Annotated in this window: 21 protein-coding genes, 1 pseudogene and 1 riboswitch; of the genes and pseudogenes, 13 read left to right on the top strand and 9 right to left on the bottom strand. The window is 42.2% G+C overall.

Annotated elements, in window-relative coordinates; genetic code table 11:
- Window positions 1-8 precede the first annotated feature (8 nt).
- The 13 genes and pseudogenes from HMAT_RS10945 (at window position 9) to HMAT_RS10885 (ending at window position 11,528) form a co-directional block, all read left to right on the top strand.
- Complete coding sequence (locus tag HMAT_RS10945; RefSeq protein ID WP_104383387.1) at window positions 9-590, top strand: GNAT family N-acetyltransferase; 582 nt, start codon at window positions 9-11, stop codon at window positions 588-590.
- A gap of 188 nt (window positions 591-778) precedes the next feature.
- Window positions 779-3,217 carry a TonB-dependent receptor gene (locus HMAT_RS10940; RefSeq protein WP_104383386.1) on the top strand — a complete coding sequence of 813 codons (2,439 nt, stop codon included), beginning with the start codon at window positions 779-781 and terminating at the stop codon, window positions 3,215-3,217.
- Between the two features lie 126 nt (window positions 3,218-3,343).
- Window positions 3,344-3,754 carry a hypothetical protein gene (locus tag HMAT_RS10935; protein WP_158655770.1) on the top strand — a complete coding sequence of 137 codons (411 nt, stop codon included), beginning with the start codon at window positions 3,344-3,346 and terminating at the stop codon, window positions 3,752-3,754.
- 157 nt (window positions 3,755-3,911) lie between these two features.
- Window positions 3,912-4,214, top strand: coding sequence for an urease subunit gamma (gene ureA, locus HMAT_RS27425; RefSeq protein WP_075993440.1), 303 nt, complete (start codon window positions 3,912-3,914; stop codon window positions 4,212-4,214).
- Window positions 4,215-4,232: 18 nt separating this feature from the next.
- A pseudogene (gene ureB, locus HMAT_RS27420) lies at window positions 4,233-4,538 on the top strand (urease subunit beta); the annotation flags it as partial.
- Window positions 4,539-4,603: 65 nt separating this feature from the next.
- The gene (ureC, locus tag HMAT_RS10920) at window positions 4,604-6,325 is read left to right on the top strand and encodes an urease subunit alpha (protein ID WP_104382734.1); all 1,722 of its coding nucleotides are present in this window, start codon (window positions 4,604-4,606) and stop codon (window positions 6,323-6,325) included.
- 155 nt (window positions 6,326-6,480) lie between these two features.
- Window positions 6,481-7,065 carry a hypothetical protein gene (locus HMAT_RS10915; protein WP_104382733.1) on the top strand — a complete coding sequence of 195 codons (585 nt, stop codon included), beginning with the start codon at window positions 6,481-6,483 and terminating at the stop codon, window positions 7,063-7,065.
- Between the two features lie 9 nt (window positions 7,066-7,074).
- Window positions 7,075-7,623: an urease accessory protein UreE gene (locus HMAT_RS10910; protein WP_104382732.1), complete on the top strand. Its 549-nt coding sequence runs from the start codon at window positions 7,075-7,077 to the stop codon at window positions 7,621-7,623.
- Window positions 7,624-7,632: 9 nt separating this feature from the next.
- Window positions 7,633-8,322 carry an urease accessory protein UreF gene (locus HMAT_RS10905; RefSeq protein WP_104382731.1) on the top strand — a complete coding sequence of 230 codons (690 nt, stop codon included), beginning with the start codon at window positions 7,633-7,635 and terminating at the stop codon, window positions 8,320-8,322.
- A gap of 12 nt (window positions 8,323-8,334) precedes the next feature.
- Window positions 8,335-8,973 (top strand): urease accessory protein UreG, encoded by a 639-nt coding sequence (gene ureG, locus HMAT_RS10900; RefSeq protein WP_104382730.1) that lies wholly within the window; start codon window positions 8,335-8,337, stop codon window positions 8,971-8,973.
- Between the two features lie 2 nt (window positions 8,974-8,975).
- On the top strand, window positions 8,976-9,767 hold the full coding sequence (locus tag HMAT_RS10895; protein WP_104382729.1) for an urease accessory protein UreD: 792 nt from the start codon (window positions 8,976-8,978) through the stop codon (window positions 9,765-9,767).
- Window positions 9,768-9,810: 43 nt separating this feature from the next.
- Entirely contained in the window at window positions 9,811-10,701 is an 891-nt protein-coding gene (locus tag HMAT_RS10890) for an urea transporter (protein ID WP_104382728.1), read from the top strand.
- Window positions 10,702-10,763: 62 nt separating this feature from the next.
- Window positions 10,764-11,528 (top strand): DUF2490 domain-containing protein, encoded by a 765-nt coding sequence (locus tag HMAT_RS10885; RefSeq protein ID WP_233789188.1) that lies wholly within the window; start codon window positions 10,764-10,766, stop codon window positions 11,526-11,528.
- Here HMAT_RS10885 and HMAT_RS10880 read toward each other — a convergent pair.
- The 9 genes from HMAT_RS10880 to HMAT_RS10840 form a co-directional block, all read right to left on the bottom strand.
- Window positions 11,525-12,412: an AraC family transcriptional regulator gene (locus tag HMAT_RS10880; RefSeq protein WP_104382726.1), complete on the bottom strand. Its 888-nt coding sequence runs from the start codon at window positions 12,410-12,412 to the stop codon at window positions 11,525-11,527. The two genes, HMAT_RS10885 and HMAT_RS10880, sit on opposite strands and share 4 nt — an antisense overlap.
- 351 nt (window positions 12,413-12,763) lie before the next feature.
- On the bottom strand, window positions 12,764-13,294 hold the full coding sequence (locus HMAT_RS10875; RefSeq protein ID WP_104382725.1) for a DUF1572 family protein: 531 nt from the start codon (window positions 13,292-13,294) through the stop codon (window positions 12,764-12,766).
- A 212-nt stretch (window positions 13,295-13,506) separates the two neighbouring features.
- Window positions 13,507-14,250, bottom strand: coding sequence for a GIN domain-containing protein (locus tag HMAT_RS10870; protein WP_104382724.1), 744 nt, complete (start codon window positions 14,248-14,250; stop codon window positions 13,507-13,509).
- 231 nt (window positions 14,251-14,481) lie between these two features.
- A complete protein-coding gene (gene tenA, locus HMAT_RS10865) occupies window positions 14,482-15,135 on the bottom strand; it encodes a thiaminase II (RefSeq protein WP_104382723.1) in 654 nt (217 codons plus the stop codon).
- Window positions 15,119-15,961, bottom strand: coding sequence for a bifunctional hydroxymethylpyrimidine kinase/phosphomethylpyrimidine kinase (gene thiD / locus HMAT_RS10860; RefSeq protein WP_104382722.1), 843 nt, complete (start codon window positions 15,959-15,961; stop codon window positions 15,119-15,121). Before thiD ends, tenA begins: the two co-directional genes overlap by 17 nt.
- On the bottom strand, window positions 15,958-16,590 hold the full coding sequence (gene thiE, locus HMAT_RS10855; RefSeq protein WP_104382721.1) for a thiamine phosphate synthase: 633 nt from the start codon (window positions 16,588-16,590) through the stop codon (window positions 15,958-15,960). The genes thiD and thiE overlap by 4 nt, the downstream gene beginning before the upstream one ends.
- The gene (gene thiM / locus HMAT_RS10850; RefSeq protein WP_104382720.1) at window positions 16,580-17,383 is read right to left on the bottom strand and encodes a hydroxyethylthiazole kinase; all 804 of its coding nucleotides are present in this window, start codon (window positions 17,381-17,383) and stop codon (window positions 16,580-16,582) included. Before thiM ends, thiE begins: the two co-directional genes overlap by 11 nt.
- Window positions 17,384-17,462: 79 nt before the next feature.
- Window positions 17,463-17,555, bottom strand: a riboswitch (TPP riboswitch).
- Window positions 17,556-17,654: 99 nt separating this feature from the next.
- The gene (locus HMAT_RS10845) at window positions 17,655-18,500 is read right to left on the bottom strand and encodes a VanW family protein (protein WP_104382719.1); all 846 of its coding nucleotides are present in this window, start codon (window positions 18,498-18,500) and stop codon (window positions 17,655-17,657) included.
- A 53-nt stretch (window positions 18,501-18,553) separates the two neighbouring features.
- A complete protein-coding gene (locus tag HMAT_RS10840) occupies window positions 18,554-19,717 on the bottom strand; it encodes a hypothetical protein (protein ID WP_104382718.1) in 1,164 nt (387 codons plus the stop codon).
- Window positions 19,718-19,757 lie beyond the last annotated feature (40 nt).

Raw genomic sequence — 19,757 nt, 5'->3', positions numbered from 1 at the left:
AAAATAGTATGAATAAAATAGATTTGCAAAGGACAGATTCAATCACAAATATCGCGATAAGTGCAGTCACTGTCGATGATCTGGAATTGGTATTACCCTATGTTATTGAATTTCGGAAGCAGCTGTTTCCAATGCTTGATCCCGAAAAGATTCCCAGAGATTTGCTGGATTTTAAACAGGTGTATCTCGATGAACAAGCAGGAACATTTTTACAGGCAAGGGACAGCAGTGGAAAACTGGTCGGTGTGATCGGTATGCTTGCTTATGACTATCGTTTTCCACACCTGGATTTAGACGCCCGGAAGACAGTCGAGATCGCCCGTCTTTTTGTCGCCCCCGATTACCGTCGATCTGGACTTGGAACGGCGCTCTTCCGCCAATTGACAAAGGCGGCCAAGAAGAAGGCTGTCGAAAGACTTTACTTACATACCCATCCTTTTTTGGAAGGAGCCCATGAGTTCTGGTTAAAACAGGGATTCTATCTCAAAGAATTCTGTGATGAATCGGGCTTTCCGACGATTCACATGGAGCAATTGTTAGGGCAGTCCAATGATCTGAAATATTCCGCCGAGCTGGAGTTGTCAAAATAAAGATCCTCAGACCAACCTGTCTTTTTAAACATACTCACGCTGAATACATGAAATAAAATAGTTCAGTGATTAATAATAAAATAATTCCGGATGGACTGCCTTTGTTTAAAGACCTTATTTCAAGAAGATCGTTATAAGTGAATTTTAAACAGGGAAAGTTTCATCCGGGGATGACAAAAAAAATACAGATGAAAAACACAATGAAAGCGCTCGCTTTCGGATTATTGGCAAGTGCATTCGCACCGTTGGCTGTTTACGCCCAACAGAGTTTTATGATTTTTGGGAAGATACAGGATGAAAATGGAAATCCAATTTCTGGAGTAACTTTGACTCTCGGAAATCAGGGACAACAGGTCAGCACTGCTACGAACGGTGAGTTTACTTTTGCGAGGGCAATGACCTTTCCGGTACAATTGCGCGCCGAAGCAATTGGTTATAAACCGCAGCTTATCCTTATTGATGAGACGACCTGGAATCCCAAAAAAGGAATCCGGCTCATCATGGAAGAGGGAGGACGAACCTTGGATGAAGTATTGGTTACCGGACGACGCAATAATTCCTATTTGACAAACAACATGGAACTTGGCGGCAAGTTCGCTGGAAAACTGAAAGACCTCCCACAATCCGTGGCGGTATTGAGTAAAGAATTTATCGAAGATAAACAGGCTTTTACAACGGGGGCTTTGGTACAGGACCTGGCAGGTGTAACAGAAGCTTCATCCTACGATGATGTGGTGATCCGTGGTTTTAAAAGCGGTTATGAAACCGGAGTCCGTTTGGTCAATGGTCTGCGTTCGGGCTATGGTTATGGGAATAGCTATTATAATTCCCCATTAACAATCAATCTTGAAAATATTGAAGTGTTAAAAGGCCCCGGCGCCTCTTTATTTGGTGACATTGTACCTGGTGGTACCATCAATATGACAACAAAAAAACCTTTGGAAGATTTTAAAGGTCATGTCAGTTTTGCTGCTGGAAGTTTTGAAACCATGCGCACCACAGTAGATCTAGGTGGCCCTCTGGATAGTGCAAAACGGATTCTCTATCGCTTTAATGCCGGTTATGAAGATACCAAAACCTTTCGAGATGTGAACCGTCAAAAACGAATGATGTTGGCGCCTTCATTTACATTTAAGCCCGCTGCAGGGACAACCGTAGATATTGACGTGGTGTACAATCAATTCAACGGTTATCTGGATCGTGGAATGGGAATAAAGGAAAATAATTTTTATGCACTGCCACGTTCGTTTACTTTAAGTCAGCCTTCTGATTTCTATAACTCCAAGACTTTCTCACTGAGCGGAAGGCTGGCACAACGATTGGCAGACAATGTGAGTCTGAACGTGAGTTATATGAAATCCATCTATCAGGAAGATGTCAACGAACACCGGACGCTAAACACCTTTGCCGATGCCCCGCATAATACGATTATGAACATGCGTTTTTTTGACCGTCATGGCCGCGATTATACGGACAATGTTGTCGGGTATGTCAAGTGGGATCTATTGGGGGATAAAATTGACCATCATATTGTTGCCGGAGTAGACTTTGCACAATATCGGGGTGATAAGGAAAATCAGTTGCGGGAAGCAAGACAACAGACCGTGGATGGTAAAGTAATACCACTAACTTTTGATTTGAACAATCCGACCTATACCACGCATGATCTGACCAACTACGTCTGGCGTACACAGGTTGCTTACCCTTTTTTGAGCCCGTATAAAACGACGGGTAAGTACATCCAGGATCAGATCAGCATTGCGGATCGTTTGAAATTAATTGTTGGGTTGCGGCATGAACATTATTCTTCGGAAACGATAGATGGACAGAATCGTTTCCATGCGACACAAAATGCCTTGCTACCTCGCTTTGGGCTGACCTATGGAATTAATAAACAGATCAATTACTTTGCTAGCTACTCGCAGGGTTTTGTTCCGGTAGGTGCTAATTTTATCCATAATTATAAGGATTATGGTGCGGATAAACCTTTTGATGCAGAACGTAGTTTTCAAGTTGAAACCGGGGTTAAAACGGGCTTTTTTAACGATCAATTGCAAATGGATCTTTCGCTGTTTCAGATTGAACGTAGGAACATGCTTATCGCAACAGGGACAATTAATGACTCGGGATTGCCGGAATACCGTCAATCTGGAAAAGCGCTCTCACAAGGTGTTGAACTGGATGTCCGGGGGCAGCTGACCAAGGAGTTTCAGGTCATGGCCAATTATACCTTTAACCATACGGAAGTGAAGGCTTCCTCCGTAAGTTCAGAAGTCGGTCAGGCTTTGCCGGGAGCACCCAAAAATATGGCCAGTGCCTGGCTGAAATACGTGTTCTCTGATACTGCATTAAAAGGACTTGGCTTTGGCGCGGGCGTCTACTATGTTGACAGCAAGCGTATGGACAATAGCATTGGAAAGGACAGCGAAGGAAATGCCCTATGGGGACAATGGCCTTCTTATACGACAGTTAATGCGGCCGCATATTACCATATCGGTGCAATGAAAATGGCGCTCAACCTCAATAATGTATTTGATAAATACTATTTTTTGGGAGGATTTGACTATACACGTGCCTTCGCCGGTGCACCAAGGAATGTGATGGTTTCCATTGGCTACTCTTTTTAGCGAAAACAAAATGAAATAAAACCGATCAAAGCAGGTTTTTCGACAAATTTAGACTATTTAATTCAAGATTTGTACTAGTGAAGTGGCCTGCTTTGGTTGTAAATTTGAACAACAAATAATAGGATTGTGAATACAATGATTAGGCATAGTTTGGTTTTTTTAGTTTTCCTTTTGAGCGCCCTGCTTCTGAGAGGAACGACTATTTCCGAACAGTCTACGGTTCACAGTCCGTCAGGTACCTCTTTTGGTTTGTCCGCTTCGCACCAACAGATTGACAAAGGTGTCGGTCAGCCCGAACGGGAAAATGTGGTTGCAGCTGTCCATGATCATGACCTTTATGATATGAGTGAACAGATGGATCTACAGGATGAATGGAGCAAATTGCTCAGTTGGGTCATATTGTCCATTTGCCTTTTTATCTTCTGTTATCCGGTGTGTCTCAACATGCAGAATAACAGAAAACCTTACATGGATCGATTGATCCTGCCACCCAAATACATTCTTTTCCAAAGTTTAAAGATCCCATTTCTGGGATAATTCTTTCCTTTTCTTACAACGCTGAGAACTGAAACGCGATGTCGTAAGCATTTGCTATGGGCTCCGTCTATCAGGCTTTTCGAACGATTTTTTAAATCGTCAGGGCTTGTAGTGACTTGTTTTAATTGAAATAACAACAATTTAAATAATATTTTATATGCATTTATTACCTAGAGAGACAGAGAAGCTATTGCTTCATCTTGCCGGCGAACTAGCAAAAAAACGGAAAGCTAGAGGACTTAAATTAAACTATCCGGAGTCTATTGCATTGATCAGCAGTGAGCTTTTGGAAGCCGCACGTGATGGCCGTACTGTGGCTGATTTAATGCAGTATGGCGCGACATTATTAACACGTGAGGATGTCATGGAAGGTGTACCTGAAATGATTCACGATGTACAGATTGAGGCGACCTTTCCGGATGGTACCAAATTGGTGACTGTTCATAATCCGATTCGATAATTGTTAAAAATAGAATTTATGATTCCAGGAGAATTTTTTATAGCGGATGGCCATGTCATCTGCAATGAGGGTAGAGAAGTTACAACGATCACGGTAACAAATACCGGGGATAGACCGATTCAGGTAGGTTCACATTTTCATTTCTTCGAAGTAAACAAGATGATGGAATTTGACCGTGCAAAGGCTTTTGGCAAGCGATTGAATATTATCGCAAGTACAGCAGTACGTTTCGAGCCGGGAGAATCCAAAGATGTGGAATTGGTTCCTTATGCTGGTGCCAAAAGAATCTACGGCCATAACGACTTGGTAAACGGTGATACCGAAACTGAAGTTGCGAAAGAAAATGCGATGAAAAAAGTGAAAGAACAAGGCTTTAAAAACAAAATATCATGAGTTTAAAAGTTAGCAAAGTAAATTATAGTGCCATCTTTGGTCCAACAAGTGGCGACAAAATCCGTTTAGGAGATACCGATATCATTATTGAGGTTGAAAAAGACTATGCTTATTATGGCGATGAAGCAAAATTTGGCGGTGGTAAGACGGTACGTGACGGTATGTGTCAATCTTCGGTTCACACACGTGATGAAGGTACCTTGGACATGGTCATCACAGATGCGATTGTAATTGACCACTGGGGAATTGTGAAAGGTGATATCGGTATCAAGGATGGTAAGATTGTCGGTGTCGGCCGTGCTGGAAATCCAGATACCATGGATAACATTACGCCAAATATGATTATTGGTGCTTCTACCGAAGTGCATGGGGGATCTGGCTATATCCTAACACCGGGCGGTATAGATACCCACATTCACTATATCAGTCCTACACAGGTCGAAACCGCCTTATACAGTGGTATTACCACCATGATTGGTGGTGGTACCGGTCCCGCGGACGGAACAAATGCAACCACCGTAACGCCAGGAAAGTGGAATATCCGTCGTATGATGCAAGCGGTGGAAGATCTACCGATGAACTTTGGCTTCTTTGGAAAAGGAAATGTGGGGACAGAACAACCGATAGTTGAGCAGATCGAAGCCGGAGCTTTGGGTGTTAAAATTCACGAGGATTGGGGAGCAACACCCGCAACAATTGACAGAGCACTTACAGTAGCTGATAAATACGATGTACAGGTTGCTATTCACACCGATACATTAAATGAAGCGGGCTTCTTGGAAGATACCATCCAGGCGATCAATGGCCGTGTAATCCATACTTTCCATACGGAAGGTGCTGGAGGCGGTCACGCTCCGGATATCATCAAATCGGCAATGTATCCAAATGTATTGCCAGCTTCTACAAATCCGACACGTCCATTCACAAAAAATACGATTGACGAACACTTGGATATGCTGATGGTTTGCCACCACCTGAGTAAAGAAATTCCTGAGGATGTGGCTTTTGCCGATTCACGTATCCGTCCGGAGACAATCGCTGCTGAGGATGTATTGCAAGATCGCGGGGTATTCAGTATCATGAGTTCGGATTCACAGGCAATGGGCCGTGTGGGTGAGGTTATCACACGTACCTGGCAGACAGCAGACAAAATGAGAAAACAAGTAGGTCCGCTGCCTGAAGATGAAGGAAAAAACAATGATAACTTCCGCGCACGTCGTTATGTCGCAAAATATACAATCAATCCAGCGATTGCACATGGTATCTCGAAATACGTAGGTTCCATCGAACCCGGTAAAATCGCCGATATGGTGATCTGGCGTCCGGCATTGTTTGGTGCAAAACCGGAAATGATTATCAAAGGCGGTATGATCATCGCATCTAAAATGGGTGATGCCAATGCATCCATTCCTACGCCACAGCCAATCATCTTGCGAACCATGTTTGGCGGTTTGGGAAAAGCTGTGCATAATACCTGCTTTAACTTTGTTTCCAAAATTTCATTCGAAAACGGTATTAAAGAAGAATACGGCTTGGCAAAAGGCTTGCTTCCTGTAGAAAACTGTAGAAATATCTCCAAAAAAGATATGATCCACAACGATGCCACGCCCGAAATTATCGTTAATCCGGAAAACTATGAAGTGAGCCTTGATGGAGAGATTTTGCGGTCGCAGCCGATTGATACAGTTTCTTTAGGACAATTGTATTTCTTGTTTTAATCTGGATGATTACTGCCATGACCTGGTCGCGCACCAGGTCATAACAAATGAAAAACACATTGGTAAAACGGTCATGAGCATAAAGCTTGCCAGTGATCAATGAGCAAAATAGTGCTCATGGTCGTTTTATTGCCCTTAAAAACAACGATATATCAATGAAAAATTTAAAGACATTTTTGGGATGTTGTCTGGCGATAGCATGCTTTTCGATACAATCGGCCTATGCTCAAAAGGGCGGAATTATGTTGTATGGCTCGCTCAATTACCATGAAACCACCGCTGGACATCAGTTTAGCGCCGCACCAGTTGGCGTGGGGTATTTTTTTAATGACAACATGAACGTCGGGATAAATTATGGATTCAATAATGCTTACAATAAGGCACTTGACTTTACCGACCACGCTCATGAAGTCGGTCCGTTCTACAGCAACACATGGCCGCTGGGTGAGCATTTTATGCTAATCGGTCAGGTGGATGCGCATTACCTGTGGGGAGACCAACATGTTGCTAACGCATCTGGTGCCATGGTGGATGGGAGCTATAATGGTTTCTTATTCAGAGTGTATCCGCTGGTGGGTATTAACCTGGGAAAAGGCTGGGCGCTGAAAGCCAAGGTTGCGGAGCTTTCTTACAAAAAGACCCACGGTAAAGACGCGCTTATTCCAAATGATCATGAAGTGATTACAGGGATTAATGGCTCAACAGTGGGGTTGGGATTGTCAAAAAATCTATTTTTTTAAGCAATTAGCATGATTATCACAGAAATCACAAGAAATATCAAGACGGAGCAGGTCAATAAGCGTTATGATCTGCTGTCGATTGAGTGGTATGAATCCACCAAACGTATTCAACGTCTACGTACAGCGGAGGGGATGGATATTGCTGTAAAATTATTGGGCAACACTTCCTGCTTGCAGGACGGCGATATCTTGTATGAAGATGAAGAAAAAATAGTTGTGGTGACCATCAGATCTTGTGAAATCATCAAAGTGATGGCAATTGATTTCCTTCAGATAGCTTTTGTCAGCAGTGAAATTGGAAACAAACATTTGCCTCTATTCGTAGAGGCAAATGAATTGCTAATGCCATATGAACGCTCCATGTACGAGTGGTTGACCAAAAATGGATTTGAGCCTGTATGCGGTGTGCAGCAGCTGCTGAATCCACTCCATGCAAACGTAGACCCAAAGCATCATCAAAAGTTGAAATTTTCAACAAAAAATATTCCCCTGTTCATTAAGGAGCAAGAGGATACTGGTACAGCGCCGACGGTCGCATCTACAAATAATGATAAATAATTTATGTCAATGAAAAAAACTTTTCTGGGCAAGTTGCTCCATCTCGCAGACCCGACGCTACCGATCGGTGGATTTACCCATTCAAATGGGCTGGAAACCTATGTGCAGCAGGGCTTAGTCTGTGATAAAGCAACTACTGACAAATATGTGCGCCATAATTTATGGTACAATCTAAAGTATAACGATGCTGCCCTGATGAAATTGGCCTACGAGGCTACCACATCATCGGATTTAAATGCATTGATCGCTTTGGATCAGGAGTGTACAGCATTGAAGAGTCCAAAAGAGATCCGGGAAGCCAGTAAAAAACTGGGCGTACGCATTTACAAAATATTTAGCCGTTATCAACAACAGGATTTTGTTGTTGCCTGGGGCAAATTGATTCAGAAAAAGGAAGTGGATAGCCACTATTGCTTGATGTATGGGATGCTGGCTTCGTTATTGGAAATTCCTTTGGAAGAAGCATTACATGGCTTTTATTACAATGCGGCTATCACCATGGTGACGAATGCCGTGAAACTCGTACCGCTCGGACAGCTCGATGGTCAAGATGTTCTTTTTGGCCTGCACGATGATATACTTGAGCTCTGTCACGAGACTTTAGTAGTTGAAAGAAATTTAGTGGGGCTATGCAATATCGGATTTGATATCCGCTGCATGCAACATGAACGATTATATTCTAGGGTTTATATCTCTTAAAATCAAATAAAAATGGAAAATAGAAAATATGTTAAAATAGGTGTGGGCGGTCCTGTGGGTTCCGGTAAAACTGCATTATTGGAAAGATTAAGCAGACGCTTGATGAATGAGTTGGATCTGGCGGTTATTACAAATGATATTTACACAAAGGAAGATGCGGAGTATATGGCCAAAAATAGCCTATTGCCCCGTGAACGTATTATCGGTGTTGAAACCGGTGGTTGCCCACATACAGCAATACGTGAGGATGCAAGCATGAATCTGGAAGCCGTAGACGAGCTAGCCGGCCGTTTTCCGGATCTGGAACTTATTTTAATTGAAAGCGGCGGCGACAACCTGACATCTACCTATAGTCCAGATCTTGCGGATATTACTATTTTCGTGATTGATGTCGCTGAAGGAGAAAAGATGCCGCGTAAAGGTGGTCCTGCAATTACACGCTCGGATCTGCTCCTGATCAATAAAAAAGATTTGGCGCCTTATGTTGGGGCAAGCCTCGAAGTGATGGAACATGACGCCCGTATGATGCGCAAAGGTGCTCCCTTTTTATTCTCGAATTTGAAAACTGGTGACGGTCTGGAAGAGATTGTGGGCTGGATCAAGAAATATGCATTGCTTCAGGATATTGAAGAGCCTAATTTACTTCGTTAATTATGATCTGTTCTTTAGCTGTCAAAATAGCACATCGTGAAGGGAAATCCTTTATGAAGGATGCTTATGTCACGCAACCTTTTCGCATTGTCCCTGTCGGGCAATATCAAAAAGATAATGCGGCTTATTTGATGATCATGAGCTCCTCTCCAGGATTATTGGATGGTGATGATCATCAGATTAAAATTGATATTGCACCGGGAGCAAAGTTGCAGTTACAGACGCAGGCTTATCAGCGTTTGTTCCACATGAAGGGACATTCTTCCCAGACAATGCAGGTGACTTTGGGTGAAGGTTCCGTGTTTTCCTATGTTCCTCACCCGGTGGTACCACAACATTCTTCTCATTTTTTGAGCCACAACATTATCCATCTTGCTTCCGATTGTCACCTATTACTTAGTGAAATTGTGACTTGTGGCAGAAAGATGTCCGGAGAAGAATTTCAGTACAACCATTTTCAAAACTTAACGGAATGTTATGTGAACGATAGGTTGGTCGTCAAGGATAATGTCCTGTTGCAACCTGGCCGGATGCCTATCCAGGAGCTTGGTATTTTGGAAGGCTATACACATCAGGGAACACTGATTTACCTGAATAGTGCCGGATTAAACCCGTCCGAATGGATTGAAACATTTTATGAGAAATATGGCGAAACCAAGAATGTAGCCTTTGGCATCAGCGAATTGCAGCACGATGGTTTTATGGTGCGTGTGCTGGGGTATGGTGCCGAGCAACTTTATCTTCTTTTTAAAGAAATGCAAAGTGCATTGTGGGAAAAATTATTCCTGAATTAAATAGCGGGGACTGATAACGATTTTAAAATAACAAATTATTCTAATGAAAAATAACATCTTGGCTTTTGTGAAAGCTGTTTTCAAGGGATTTGGACAGATTATGTTACAGGGTAACATCTGGACCGGAGTCCTGTTTATCGGTGCTATTATTTATGATTCTGCACTTATGGGATTTGCAGGGATACTGGCTAATCTTGTCGGGGTAATAACCGCTAAATTGATGAAGTTTGATGAAGACCATATTAATGATGGGCTCTTCGGCTTCAATGCGACACTTTATGGAATTGCGTTGGTCTTTTATTTTCAAACCAATATTTGGGTATGGGCAGCCTTGATCATTGGGTCTGGGCTGACTACTATTTTGATGGGACTGGCGCTGAAGAAAAATATTCCCGTATTCACGTTTCCTTTTATTATGATCACTTGGATTGCGTTATACGTACTGAGTATTCCTGAATTGGCCTTACGCACGGTTCCCGAACATTTTGTAGATATTGAGGAAATGGATGATTTTCTTATCGAGGGACATGCCTTCGGACAGGTCATATTCCAGGGGAGTTTAATTGCTGGACTGATCTTTTTCATTGGCGTTTTTATCAGTAAACCCATCGGTGCATTATACGGTTTCGCCGCTGTGATTATCAGTGTCTATATTTCGCATCATGGCCATGAATCTGCTGATATGACCAATAATGGGATCTTTAGCTTCAACGCCGTTTTATGTGGAATTGCTTTAAGTGGTCAGCGCGTCAGAGATGGTGTGTATGTATTGATTGCGGTTGTTATCGCAACTTATTTCGATCATTTCCTGATTCATAATGGTTGGACTACCTTAACTTTTCCTTTTGTGGTAGCGATGTGGGCAATGGAACCTGTTAAGCGGCTGGACAATTGGTTGGTGGCTAAATTTTCTGCGACAACAGAGACTTCTTAGTCTTTCTTTTAATTAAAAATTTATTCATGTTGAAATTTCGTTTCATAAAAATATTCCCAATAATGCTCTTATTGGGAATTCATATAAATACAGTATACGGGCAGGTAAGTCCGCCGGGGCTTGGGAAAGCTAAAACAGCCTCTTGGTCAGTGCTGGGGCTCAGACGTAAGCTGGACAGCGCCGGAACAAAAGAAGCGCTGACCTATATCGGTCTAGGAACAAAAAGTACGCCCGATGATTCCAATCCTTTTCATAAACAGGCCATCTGGGTGGTGAACCATGAGGTTTATCACAAATTTGCACCTAATCAGCAGTATAGTTATGCGCTGAGCTATAGGCGCCAAAATGTATATGACGAAAAGGCACCCTATCACAATGAAGGGGTTGAGCAAGAGTTTCGATTGTATGGCCGTTACGCCTATACTTTTAAGTTGGGAGGGCGCTGGAAATGGAAAAATACGTTGCGGCAAGAATTTCGAAAATTTTTTACAGCAGACTTTCAGAAGGCTGAAGAGAACTTTCAATTTAGGACCCGTTTAAAATCACAGGTGAATTTTAAACTATCAGATAGGCACAAACAGGAACTGGCTTTGAGTGCCGAAGGACTTTTTGCGATCAGTAAATTAAATGAACCTGATGCCTGGTCAGGCTTTGGGTACAAAGAAACACGATTGGGCTTTTATTATATGACAGATATTCCAAAGACACCCTTGCGATTAGATGTTGGCTATATGAATGATCTGATCAAAGGCTATGATCAAGTGGACTTTGGTGTGCATTATCTGGCCATTGACCTCATTTGGAACCTGCCTTACCATAAACATTAGTCTGCCATAAACTTATGTTTTCGATAATCACTGGGTGAATACCCGGTGATTTTTTTGAATAGCCGGGTGAAGTAGGAGGGCGATTGGAATTTCAATTCAAATGCGATCCCTGCGATGTCCCGTGTAGCATCCTGCAATAAGATCTGGCTATGTAGAATACTGATTTCTGTAATCCATTGCTTGGGCGGTTTATTGGTTGCTTCCTTGACACATTTGTTCAGGTAGTTTTCCGAGATATGCAATAAGTTCGCATAAAATAATACATTTTTATGGTCGATATGGAATTTTTGAACATATTCCCGAAAACGGAATGCAATATCGAGCTGTCTGCTCATTGGTGCCTTTGTCTCGATATCAGACTTGATGACCTTCAATAAGATACATTGCATCATGGATATACAGACTTCCATCACACGGCCTTCCGTAAAAAGCTCTTCCTCCAAAAGAACCAGCATTTGCTGTATCCAATTAGCAACATGCGGCTTTAACGTGGTGAACGGATGGGAATTGAAAAATTTGATATCGTTGATCCCAAGTTCGATATCAGTAACAATTTCATTTTCATAAACCACAAAAAAACCTTCCACATCATCCGAAATAGCCAACGTTGCGGTGATATTACCTTGTTTGATATTGATCACTTGATTTTCCGTAAGTGTATAGGAAGCTGATTCCAGATGTTGTGTCAGCGAACCTTTTGTTACGAAAATAAGAAAATTGAAGGTGGTGCGATAAGGTATGACCGGCATTAAAATGCTCCGGAGATAATTTTCGATTCGATAGACCTGAATTTTACTTTCGTTAAATAGGTTATGATCAGAAACATCAGGCAAGAATAATTTTTTATATTCGTAGTTATTGATGATCTTAATCGAATTTTTCATCCGTATAAATTTGTTTAGTCATTAGTCCATTTTCCTTCAAAGCATTATTCATAAGTAATTATTTTCAATGGTATTCATGAGCTCACGTCGTTCGGTTCACTCAGTTCATGCTGCCTTCGGCGGTTTCATCTGCAAATAATTATTTTATTACTTGTTTATTCCCTAAGGGGATAGCTGGTATCCCTATACTCGCTTTTTGTTGTTCAGCTCTAAACAAGCTGATTCCCTAATGACGGTCAGCGAATCAGCAATGGTAGATTATACAAATATAATCAAATGTTGGCTAAAAAAGCTCAAAAGCAATGCCTTCCATGTAACGTTTTTAAACAGATTTGTAGCATATATATTGTTCTATTTCTTTTTTGCCTGAGCGAATTTTTCCTGGTTAAAATCGGAAGATTTCCCTTTGGGAATGGAGAGCGAGGTCCATTGCTCATCCTGGCACATTTTTCCAATATAAACAATCTGTCCTACGTGGTAAGGGTAGTGAGCAAGCTGACGGTGGATAGCCGCTAATACGGAATGCCCTTCTCCCCGGATAAAGATTGTTTTTGAAAGATCTTGCTCATTCAGGGACTCAAGGGCATGAAATAAACAATCCCAGCCTTCGTTCCACAGCGTCATAAGCTCTGATCTATCCATCGCCGTGTTTTCGAACTCCATATCACGGTTTCTTCCTTCTTTTTCACCGTCAGTATTCAAAAAGTCAGTCCAACGCGAAAGCATGTTTCCATGGAGATGTTTCACAATGAGGGCAATACTATTACTGGATGGATTGAATTGCCAAAACAGTTGTTCATCACTCAACTGGTCGAAGGTTTTGTCGCCAAGACCTTTAAATTCCCGAAATTGCTTGAGGCTACTTGCTAAAAAATTATCCATTGGATGCGGTGTTATGTGTGCTTGTGTTTCTTCGCACAAGATACAAAAATATCAGATGATATCCGGTGAATCAGATCCGGTTGATAGGGGGAGTGGTCTGTTTCAGTTTTTGGTCGGATCGAAAAAAAAGGTGGCACTGGGGAGGGCGCCACCTTTAGCTAACTAAACATTAAACATAAATAAACAGTCTTTTTTAAAGACCTAAACTAAAATTACATAACGACTCGGCCACTTGTCGATTTGTCAACTTGGACATTGCGTGGCTGGTTTTTTAAGGAGATCTTTGCCGAGGTAGAAACTTTACCTTGTAGATTGTCCTTAACACTTAGGGTGACACCCGAGGATGTGCTGGCATTGACCTCTGCATTGTTTGTTGTAAAGGAAGCCATATCCACTGATGCGGAAGAGTTGGTGCTTAAATCCAAATTCGTTGCACTTCCTGCAATTTCCTGTCTTGACGAACTTGTTGAATTTACCGTCAGATTTTTTGCACTTACATCCGTTGTTAACTTACTTGAGGAACTTGTCGAAAGTGAAATATCATCGGCAATTAATTTTTTAAGCGAAATACGCGCAGACGAAGAAACATTTACCGATATCTTGTTGGCTTTTATCGTTTCGTTGCTGTAGATTGATCCACTCGAAGAAGCGGAAAAACTTGTCGGAATTTTACTTGAATATACCGTTACGCGATTGTTTCTTGCATTTCTGACCTGTGAATTCCGTTTATATTGCACATTTAATATGCCATTTTTTACATTTGTTTCTATCAGTGACAGATGCGCTGCATTGTCAGCTTCAACAACAACTTCATTACGGTTGGAGTGAACGTAGTCAACACGTAGCGAAGTAGCTGCCGAAATTCCATCCGGAGCCGAAATCTTGCGGATCTCACGCTCTTGAGCCTGAGCTACATATAAAAATGAAATAAAGGCGATGGTTAAGATTCTTTTCATGGTTTTGTCTATTAGTAGTTTTTGATTTTATACGATTATTATTTCCATTTTAATTTTTATTTCGAAAAGCAGCCTCATTTCCTACTTTACTCATATAATAGTGGTGCCAAAATGTGAAAACTGCGTAAATCGCTGATAGACATGTTTTTTTGTTTTAAAGCATTTTTAGCTACTGCCCATTTATGAACAATCGGTGTTCGCTATCGAACAATTTATTGTTGTTCTCGGTGGCTACCACATTTTTTTTTCGTAAGCGGCCTGCCAGAAATGATACTCCAATCGGGAGGCTGTTATAAATACTTGTCGCATTTTATCCCGATTTGTTGCACTACTTTGTTCAGAAATTTGATCGACATAATTTTTGGCCTTGTTTACGCCTTCGGCGAAGTCCGCACCGCTATAGGTATCGATCCATTTAGAATAAGGATTGTGGTCGCTACTGGCGATCGAAACAATATGATCGCCAACTTCTTTATAAATCCAAAAACAGGGCAAAGTTGCGGCCATAGCGACTTCAATAGGTTCAAAGGCGGCTACGCTTTTTAAGAAATGTATATAATGATGGCAAATAGGTTCGATCTTGTTGTCGTCTTTAGGATCCAGACCAAATTCTTTAAAATAGTTTTCATGGAGCGCTTTTTCAACGATAAGTGCATTGCTTCCAAATTCAAAGTAGTCTAGTGCCTGTTGATTTTCTGCGCTCTTTGCACCGATAAAAGCTAAAACACGTCCAAATTCCTCCAGGTAGAAGGCATCCTGACGCATATAGAACTGAAATTTCTCCAGAGGCAGACTGCCGTCACTCAGTTCAGAAATAAAAGGCATCGCTAAGATATCGGCATAGATTGGGCTTATAGCATCCCAGGCTTTATCGCTCCATTTCATGAAAAATAAGTTTAGAAGGGTTGTGAAAATGATTAAGCGGCCCATTTCCTTTGCCAATAACGAGATCTTTACTTCCTTGAATTGCCTCGTGGACATAATCTAAAGCAATGGCTACCGCCTGATCAAGCGGAAATTTTTGCGCTAACTGGCTTGCTATTGCTGAGGATAGGGAACAACCGGATCCATGTGTATTTTTGCTTTCGATTTTTTGTGATTTAAATACCGACGGCGATGCATTTTGCTGGAAAAGGAGGGAGGTCAGTTCGCTACTTTGAAGATGCCCGCCTTTAATAAGGACAGATTGACATCCTTTTTCAAGCAATTCAATGCCTGCTTTTTCCATTTCTTGTACATTGTCTGTGGTTCTTCCCGTCAGCACACTGACTTCATCCAGATTGGGCGTGATAATCGTTGTTTCTGGGAAAAGCAAGTCCACACATGCCTGTATCGTATCATCATGAATCAACTTGTGACCACTTGTTGATACCATCACAGGATCAAAGACGATTGTCCCGCGGTAGTCTTTTAAATAGGATGCGATCAGTTCGACAAGCTCAATGTTATGAACCATTCCGATTTTGATTGCGTCCGGATAAATATCATCGAAGATCGCGTCCAACTGCTCACGCACGGCTTGGGTCGGTATTTCATAGATATTCCGAACACCTTGTGTATTTTGCACCGGTAATGCTGTCAGGATGTTCATTGCATAGCATCCCAGGGCCGATATGGTTTTTGTATCTGCTTGTATGCCAGCTCCGCCGCTGCCATCAAATCCCGCGATGCTCAGGACAGTGGGTACCGTATATTTTTTTGCTATGTTCATGTTAATAATTTCTTTAATTGAGCACTACACTCTTTCGGGTTTGAACTTTGGCAAATTGCCGAGACAACAGCAATGGAATCTGCGCCTGCCATCCAGGCACTTTGGCTGGTATCTAAGTTCATGCCGCCGATGGCGATTAAGGACTTTTCGGTCAAATTCCGCAGCTCGCCAAGTCCACTGATTCCCCAGGTTGTGATGGTGTCTATTTTTGTTTTTGTTGGAAAAATCGGGCTGACACCAAGATGGTCAACGGCAGCCATCTGTTTGCTCTCAAGTTGCGTCTTATCTTCGAGCGACCAGCCAATTTGAAGACGCTGTCCATATTTTTCCCTTATTTCTACCGGTTGACGATCGTTTTGTCCGACATGTACCCCCCATGCCTCGATTTCAATCGCAATATCCACAGCATCGTTGATGATTAATGGGATTCCGTAACGGTCGGTGATCTGCTTTAGCCTCTTGGCTTTTTCCAGAAATCCCGCTGGGGTTTCATTTTTCTCACGCAATTGAACAATATCCACACCACCACAAATAGCCTCTTCTGCAACATGAAGCCAAGATTGTGGGTAGCAGTCCTGTTCAGAAATAACCAGATACAAGGGATAGGGAAATAGGGGATTAATTGCCATAGTGTTTGATGTTGAGATGCCTGCGGATACGGTCATCATTGAGCTGATAAAGTTCATCATAGAGATTCATCTGTAAAGAACCGGGGCCCGAGGAGCGGCCTGAAGCCAGTTCACCAGCCAAGCTCAAAAGGGACACTCCGGCTGTTGCTGCTCGAAAAGAATAATCTGTAATACCCAAAAATGCACCGATGAGTGCGGTGGAACTACAGCCAAGCCCAGTAACCTGGGTCATCATTTGATGTCCATTATGGACTTCAACGGTATATTGTTCAGAAAGGATATAATCTACCTTTCCGGAAATGCAGATAACAGACCCGATCTGTTCTTGCAATGCTTTACCAAAGCCGATAGCAGCCTTACTGTCTGCCGTGCTGTCTACGCCTTTGGTATTGACCTGGTTGAAATTGTAAAGGCTCATGATCTCCGATGCATTTCCCCGGATAACGGTTGGTTTTAGTTCCAGGAGGTTTGCCAATAGGTCATTGCGAAAAGCGGATATTCCCGCACCCACAGGATCCAGGACCCAGGGACGGCCAATGTTATTGGCATGTTCTGCTGCTACAAGCATGGACTCGGCGGTAAGTTCACTCAATGTGCCGATGTTAAGTACCAACGACTGGGCAAGATCAACAACCTCGCGTACTTCGGATGGACTGTGGACCATGACTGGGGAAGCTCCAAGAGCAAGGAGCGCATTGGCGGTGCTGTTCATCACCACCAAATTCGTAATATTATGTACAAGTGGTTTTTGTCGTCTGACCTGTGCTAACAGATCGATAATTAAATCTTCCATTCTTTTTTGTTCTCTATGTTTGAAGGTGGCTTTGTCAGGAAGAAATGAGACAGATGGGCTGTCCGGTATATTGCAATATACGTAAGCGGTTGCTTTTCCCTACGCCGGTATCAACCGGATCAGGTTCAAAGGGACTATCTCAATTCTATACAGAATACCCCCAAAGCCATATCAAATTTACACAAAAAAAAGGATTTTTTATAGTTCGTGTTTTATTAGGTGCCGGAGCAGTAAAAATGACTTGGGGGCTCTGACTGGAATAAGAGGGATGTTAAATTTGCCAACATCCACCTTCAGCTGGCAATTCCGTGTAGTCCGGCGGGGTATAAGTGACGCGAGCAAAATTTTTGGTTAGAAGTTCTGTATCAACCACCTTTCCACCCTGGAATTTTAGGAATTTTTCCCGCCAGATTTCATTTTTTCGGTAGAATTGATTTCCTATTTTAAGGAATTGATGCTCTTTTTCAATGACGTGATAGGCAAAATCGAGTTCCTGATCGATCCTCAGTTCACCTTCAAGACATTTTTCGGTAAACCAGAGATTGATCTGAAATGTATAGGGGGTATTGTTGGTAAACTGATAGTCCCGATAGTTGTAAAACACTGTTGCCCCGCTTCCGAAAGGTAATACACGCCCATCATCGGGAAACGGATCAAAAGAATGGTGATAACGCTCGGTTACTGTCAGCGGGCTATGGATAACAAGCCAATGGATCAGATTGGAGATCTGGCAGATTCCACCACCGATACCTGCCCGTGCTTCACCGAAAGACAATTCCATCCCTGGAAGATAGCCTTTCTTTTGTGTGGGCTGCCCAACCAGTTTGCAGAATGAAAAGGTCTCTCCGGGGTAGATCAGTACACCGTTGATCTGTTTTGCTGCAATCTTTAGGTTGGTTACCTTGTTGATCTGCAGCTGCATATTGTTTTCTCCTAGTTTCTTTAATAAAACGGATTGGTGTTTTTTGATGCGGTACTGCAGCGCTGTTGTAGATTTGGTTTTTGTGTACTTTTTATTATCCAGTAACCAAATAGCTTTTCTTTGTGTCCTTCTCGCCCAGACAGCAAGAAAATAGAGTAAAGGGTGATGTTGACTTATTAATTTCCGTTTTTTCACTAATGACGAATTACTGTTTATTGCTTCCTTTTATTTCAGGTTGCGCGTTTTAATTATTGAGAACTGGATGAACTTTTCTTTATTTGAATTGTTTTTGAAGTAATTTTATTCTGTTTATCAAATACAGTGCTCTCGTATTGATAATCACCCAGTTCTTTTGAGACTATTTTCATTTCCAAGGTACCATCACGATAAAATAGGTAGGTGCTTTCATTGCCTTGTACAGTTATTTTAGATTCAGCAGTGCACTTCCCCGTGGCGTCAAATACCTGCCACGAAGAGAAATTGCTTGCTTGTGGGTTATCATAGTAATACTGTCTACGGTTTTCGATAGCGTCATTTAGTCCCGAAACTTCCTCAATAAGCTGCCCATTTTCATTGTAACGGTAATCGACCCAATGCTTCCGTTGGTAGACGAAATGGATAGACTCCTCCCGGACCAATTGATATTGATCATTTACATGGTAGATGGAGGCGGACCGCCGCTCAGGATCGGTAATGAGAATAGCATGTGGTAAGTACTGGTAAATTGTACTAGACGTCCATTGGCTGTTTTGAAGCTGCTGTATTGAATCGATTAATCCCCATTTGTTGTAAAAATATTTGGTGTAAAAGTTGACCCCATTAGACAAATTGTTTGCGGAGAGCTCTTTGCCTTGCTGATAAGTAGTTGTCATCATGCCGCTGGGTTTTTCGAGATTGTCCCCTGTAAAAGTCTGCGAAATATAAGTTCCGTCATATTTGCCTTTTTTCTGATTGGAGTAGATCGGAAGACTGGATCGGGAAATGATGGCTTCAGCATATTGCCTGGATGGCTTAAACGGAATAGCAGTGATGGAATCGAAGAATAGTTTCGCATCGTATTTAAGTGCTTTTTGAGATGTACCTGTCTGCTTATTGTTTGTTAATATGGGCGTTGCGGCTTTTTGATAGCGTTGACTGTCATAGATCACTTTTGGTCGGCTCTGACCATCAAACAGGATCATGGCGTTTCGTTGTTGGAGGGTTGGTACATCCACCTTCCACTTACTCCTGTTGACAACAAAAGTGAATTTTTGGGCATCTGTTTTTGCGACAAGGAGTTTGGTGGTACTATAGGGTACCTGCCTAATAATTTCATTAGCCTTTTGATCATGGAGACGCATCGCGAAATCTGTTGATTTATCGGATTCATTGGTAACGAACAGAATCGCTTGGGTAGGGCCTGCGATTTCCATTGATTTTATCGTTTGGGCTCGTACCACAGTCGTACAAAAC

This window comes from Sphingobacterium sp. HMA12 (genome assembly GCF_002933815.1).
Lineage (GTDB): Bacteria > Bacteroidota > Bacteroidia > Sphingobacteriales > Sphingobacteriaceae > Sphingobacterium.
Note: the sequence above shows the minus strand (reverse complement) of the source record. Positions and strands in the feature narration are given on the sequence as shown.

Bases quoted from the DNA above. Each gene is read 5' to 3' on its own strand.
- HMAT_RS10945 (WP_104383387.1), top strand. From the start codon at position 9: ATGAATAAAATAGATTTGCAAAGGACAGATTCAATCACAAATATCGCG.
- HMAT_RS10940 (WP_104383386.1), top strand. From the start codon at position 779: ATGAAAAACACAATGAAAGCGCTCGCTTTCGGATTATTGGCAAGTGCA.
- ureA (WP_075993440.1), top strand. From the start codon at position 3,912: ATGCATTTATTACCTAGAGAGACAGAGAAGCTATTGCTTCATCTTGCC.
- ureC (WP_104382734.1), top strand. From the start codon at position 4,604: ATGAGTTTAAAAGTTAGCAAAGTAAATTATAGTGCCATCTTTGGTCCA.
- HMAT_RS10915 (WP_104382733.1), top strand. From the start codon at position 6,481: ATGAAAAATTTAAAGACATTTTTGGGATGTTGTCTGGCGATAGCATGC.
- HMAT_RS10910 (WP_104382732.1), top strand. From the start codon at position 7,075: ATGATTATCACAGAAATCACAAGAAATATCAAGACGGAGCAGGTCAAT.
- HMAT_RS10905 (WP_104382731.1), top strand. From the start codon at position 7,633: ATGAAAAAAACTTTTCTGGGCAAGTTGCTCCATCTCGCAGACCCGACG.
- ureG (WP_104382730.1), top strand. From the start codon at position 8,335: ATGGAAAATAGAAAATATGTTAAAATAGGTGTGGGCGGTCCTGTGGGT.
- HMAT_RS10895 (WP_104382729.1), top strand. From the start codon at position 8,976: ATGATCTGTTCTTTAGCTGTCAAAATAGCACATCGTGAAGGGAAATCC.
- HMAT_RS10890 (WP_104382728.1), top strand. From the start codon at position 9,811: ATGAAAAATAACATCTTGGCTTTTGTGAAAGCTGTTTTCAAGGGATTT.
- HMAT_RS10885 (WP_233789188.1), top strand. From the start codon at position 10,764: ATGCTCTTATTGGGAATTCATATAAATACAGTATACGGGCAGGTAAGT.
- HMAT_RS10880 (WP_104382726.1), bottom strand. From the start codon at position 12,412: ATGAAAAATTCGATTAAGATCATCAATAACTACGAATATAAAAAATTA.
- HMAT_RS10875 (WP_104382725.1), bottom strand. From the start codon at position 13,294: ATGGATAATTTTTTAGCAAGTAGCCTCAAGCAATTTCGGGAATTTAAA.
- HMAT_RS10870 (WP_104382724.1), bottom strand. From the start codon at position 14,250: ATGAAAAGAATCTTAACCATCGCCTTTATTTCATTTTTATATGTAGCT.
- tenA (WP_104382723.1), bottom strand. From the start codon at position 15,135: ATGAAATGGAGCGATAAAGCCTGGGATGCTATAAGCCCAATCTATGCC.
- thiD (WP_104382722.1), bottom strand. From the start codon at position 15,961: ATGAACATAGCAAAAAAATATACGGTACCCACTGTCCTGAGCATCGCG.
- thiE (WP_104382721.1), bottom strand. From the start codon at position 16,590: ATGGCAATTAATCCCCTATTTCCCTATCCCTTGTATCTGGTTATTTCT.
- thiM (WP_104382720.1), bottom strand. From the start codon at position 17,383: ATGGAAGATTTAATTATCGATCTGTTAGCACAGGTCAGACGACAAAAA.
- HMAT_RS10840 (WP_104382718.1), bottom strand. From the start codon at position 19,717: ATGGAAATCGCAGGCCCTACCCAAGCGATTCTGTTCGTTACCAATGAA.